Source organism: Siminovitchia jepli, assembly GCF_047228825.1.
In the GTDB taxonomy this organism is placed as follows: domain Bacteria; phylum Bacillota; class Bacilli; order Bacillales; family Bacillaceae_C; genus Siminovitchia.
On record NZ_JBFEGN010000156.1, the window covers coordinates 1 to 4,132 of the forward strand.

Annotated in this window: 2 protein-coding genes and 1 pseudogene; 2 read left to right on the forward strand and 1 reads right to left on the reverse strand. The window is 40.2% G+C overall.

Annotated elements, in window-relative coordinates; all coding sequences use genetic code 11:
* The first annotated feature begins 232 nt into the window (after positions 1-232).
* Positions 233-739 (forward strand): DUF1648 domain-containing protein, encoded by a 507-nt coding sequence (locus AB1L08_RS21770; protein ID WP_413066685.1) that lies wholly within the window; start codon positions 233-235, stop codon positions 737-739.
* A 335-nt stretch (positions 740-1,074) separates the two neighbouring features.
* Positions 1,075-2,874 carry a glutamine--fructose-6-phosphate transaminase (isomerizing) gene (gene glmS, locus AB1L08_RS21775; RefSeq protein ID WP_413066686.1) on the forward strand — a complete coding sequence of 600 codons (1,800 nt, stop codon included), beginning with the start codon at positions 1,075-1,077 and terminating at the stop codon, positions 2,872-2,874.
* A gap of 995 nt (positions 2,875-3,869) precedes the next feature.
* On the opposite strand, the pseudogene AB1L08_RS21780 reads toward glmS, so the two are convergent.
* Positions 3,870-4,132 (reverse strand): annotated as a pseudogene (locus AB1L08_RS21780) (hypothetical protein); the annotation flags it as partial.

Sequence of the window (4,132 nt, forward strand, 5' to 3'; positions counted from 1 at the left end):
GCGATTGCGGGCGACATATTCCCTCTTCTCTTCGAAAAAGCAGAAATCGCTAATCTTTCATAGAACTTTTTACACTACCCAACAAATTATGTATTCAGCATTACTTATATCTTAACTCATATCAAAAGACAAAAATAGACGATTTCGACTTCAAATTGAAACTGATTCTATTGAAAAACGTACGTATAAGTACGTCAGTTATTTTAAAGCGAAAAGTTTTAGAGGTGATATCATGTCCTATTCATGGGAACGGCCCAAGATAAAAATACCAAAAACAAAGAGTGAATGGATTTGGGACGTGATCGGATTTTCTTTCTACATTGGTTCAATTCTTTTATTAATTTTCCTTTGGGGCAAGCTGCCCGACAAGGTGCCGGCACATTTTAATGCCCTTGGCGAAGTGGACCGTTGGGGTTCTAAATTGGAACTATTCCTTTTGCCTGGTATTGGAGCACTTATTATTTTTTTAATGCAAATTTTTGAAAGAGCCCCCGAAATTCATAATTATCCCAGCCGATTAAATGAGTCCAACGCTGAGCAATTTTATTTAGTAAGCCGAAAAATGATCAATCAAATAAAAAATCTCTGCCTGATCATTTTTGCGCTCATTACTTTTGAATCGGTAACCATTGCAGCGGGGTGGGGAGACGGATTTGGAATATGGTTTTTACCGCTGGCAATCTTTCTTTCAGTCATTCCCATTGTGGCAGGGATTTTGAAGCAAAGAAAGATAAAGTAATGCATGATCAATAAAATATTCATTCAGGAAAAGATTGACCTCAAAAAAAAGAATATAGTATGATATTCATGTTTCATTTAACTTTAAATGGAAAGGAGCATAGGGGATTTTTAAAAAAGCGCCAGAACTAATGGTACGGTTCATTAGTTGACGAGGAGGAGGCTTATCGAACGTTCGGCGGATACCTCCCGGCTGCGGCACACAGTCGAATTTTCTTTCATAAATCATACGAGGCGACTCGGTGGACAAAGGAAAGGAATTGTGCCAATGAAAATAGATGAAGAGGGCAAGTATGCCCTCAAGCTGCTTGCCCTCCTTTCACAGGAGGAAATACAATGTGCGGAATTACGGGTTATATTGGAACAAATGATGCAAAGGAAATATTATTGAAAGGTTTGGAAAAGCTTGAATATCGCGGATATGATTCTGCAGGGATTGCTGCCTTCAATCAAGACGGCATCCACATTTTTAAAGAAAAAGGCCGAATAGCAGATCTCAGGGCTGTGGTGGACGGCAATGTTAATGCCCAAACAGGAATCGGCCAAACACGCTGGGCGACGCACGGAGCGCCAAGCAAGATCAATGCTCACCCGCATCAAAGTGCTTCAGGACGTTTCACATTGGTTCACAACGGTGTCATCGAAAACGAATCCGAACTGAAGGCAAAATACTTGCAAGATGTAACATTTATCAGCGAAACAGATACTGAAGTAATTGTTCAACTGGTGGAAAAATTTTCAAAAAAGATGGAAACGGAAGAAGCTTTTTTAAAAACGCTTCGTTTGCTCAACGGATCCTATGCAATTGCCATGCTGGATGCAGAAACACCGGGGACCATTTTTGCAGCAAAAAATAAAAGTCCATTGTTAATCGGCGTTGGAGAAGACTTTCATGTTGTGGCCAGTGATGCCATGGCGATGATTCAAATGACGGACCAATTTATTGAACTGATGGATAAAGAAATTGTCATTGTAAAAAAAGATAGGGCCGACATTTACAATTTGAATGGCGAAGTCATCATTAGAGAGCCATACCGAGCGGAGCTGGACGTTACAGATATCGAAAAAGGAACGTATCCGCATTATATGCTGAAAGAGATAGACGAACAGCCGCTTGTCATAAGGAAAATCATTCAAGCGTACCAGGATGGGAGCGGCAGCCTTCGAATAGATGATGAAATAATCAGTGCCATGCTGGGCGCCGACCGTATTTATATCGTGGCATGCGGCACGAGTTCCCATGCAGGATTGGTTGGAAAGCAGCTCATCGAAAAGCTGGCGGACATTCCGGTGGAAGTACATCTTGCCAGTGAATTTGGTTACAACATGCCTCTGCTTTGCGAAAAACCATTGTTTATTTTCATTTCCCAGAGTGGGGAAACAGCCGACAGCAGATCCGTATTGGTGAAAGTGAAAGAACTGGGCTACCGCGCACTAACGATTACGAATGTTCCAGGCTCAACACTTTCAAGAGAAGCGGATTATACGTTACTTTTACATGCAGGTCCGGAAATTGCTGTCGCTTCAACAAAAGCATACACAGCACAGGTTGCTGTGCTTGCGATATTGGCATTTGTGACGGGGAGAGCCAAAGGCTTATCTTTGGACCTTGATCTGGTCAAAGAACTGGGCATAATTGCAAATGCCATGGAAACGTTATGCGGCGCCAAAGAAGAATTCGAGCAGATAGCGACTGAATATTTGCCTGCTGCCATCAACTGCTTTTTCATTGGACGTTCCATCGACTATTTTGTCGGTTTGGAAGGCGCCCTGAAGTTAAAAGAAATATCCTACATCCAGGCAGAAGGATTTGCCGGCGGAGAATTAAAACACGGCACCATCGCCCTCATCGAAAAAGGTACTCCCGTAATTGCTCTTGCAACCCAAGCCGTTGTTAACGGAAGCATTCGGGCAAACGTCAAGGAAGTAGCCGCGCGCGGCGCCCACACATGCATCATTTCGATGAAGGGTCTTGATGCAGAGGAAGACCGATTCATATTGCCGGCCGTCCATGAACTGCTTACACCGCTGGTCTCCGTCATTCCGCTGCAGCTGATCGCCTACTATGCGGCATTGCATCGTGGATGTGATGTGGATAAACCAAGAAATTTGGCGAAAAGTGTCACGGTGGAGTGAAAGGAGAAAAAATGGGGCGTTAATTATGGATTTAAAATAAAGTTTAACCGTTTGGAAAAAAGTTCGACCGTTTATAAAAAAGATTAACTGTTTATAAAAAAGTTGCACCGTTTTCCCCCTTTGGAAATGCTTGTCTAAAGGGGGTTCTTATGGTAAAAGTAATATAAGGTTATACCGCAAACGGGCCATTTACATTTAATGGAATACTCACGGGTGAAAAATGATATATTTATCGGATATGTTTTTGATTTTGAAACAAGGGAAAAACAAGAGGCTAAGATTTTGAAGAATGCCTAGCAAGAATTAGAACGATAAGTCAGGAGTAAAACGTTTTGCAAAAACACTTTCAAATTATAAAAGGACAGTAGGAAATTAGAAAGAATGCCTACCAAACTTATTTAACTGATTTGTCAACTAGGGCTTTGTATTTAGATAATATTTCAGACTGTTTAATTTGGTATACCTATCCGTGCCCCCCCTAGGATTTGGTCCCTCAGAAAACACAGAATCACGGGGGCTTTTTTTATGCCTTACGATAAACGGGGAAGGCATATTGTTAAAGGGGAAAAAAAGTTTAAAACATCAATCCTCTTTTTGCAGTAAAGGGCCACATAGCGGAAAATGGAAACTGAACAAAATTGAATTTTTAAAAATCTGAATGTTATTGTGAAGAAACAAAATTAAACAAAAAAAGTGTCTGCGGTCCCATAGATTAATCCCTGTGATATTCTATATTTTATTTTTACTTTGCTTTTTGACTCAAATTTCCCTTCCAATAATGCCTGGTGCATTTTGGTTTTGGTTTACTCTTGAGTTCTTATTAAATATGACTTTTTTCATTATCCGGTATTTTTGATCTAAAATCCCAAACTTTATTTTTAAACAAGTATTGGTTCCCCAATTATTCTTTCACACGGATTGGACAGGGATAAAAAGGATTTTTTAAGCAAGCAAACACCAGCTTATGCATCTTCCCACACGAAATTTAGCCCATTTTATTTGCGTTGTCCGAAAAAAAGTTGGCTCACTCTTTGAGAAAACTCTTCTAAAATAAAATTTGCCGAGTCAATCCGAAAGTACCAATGCTTAATGGTTTCTAATATCCATAAAGGTACATTAACTCCAGAAATTATTGGATAAAAATTTTTATATGCCCAAACAAGGTGTTCCCAGCGATTATCATCCCAAATTACGAAAGTAAATTTGCCGAAAACTAATTCAGCGCTCTTTTGGGAACAATTTACAAATCTGGGTACTA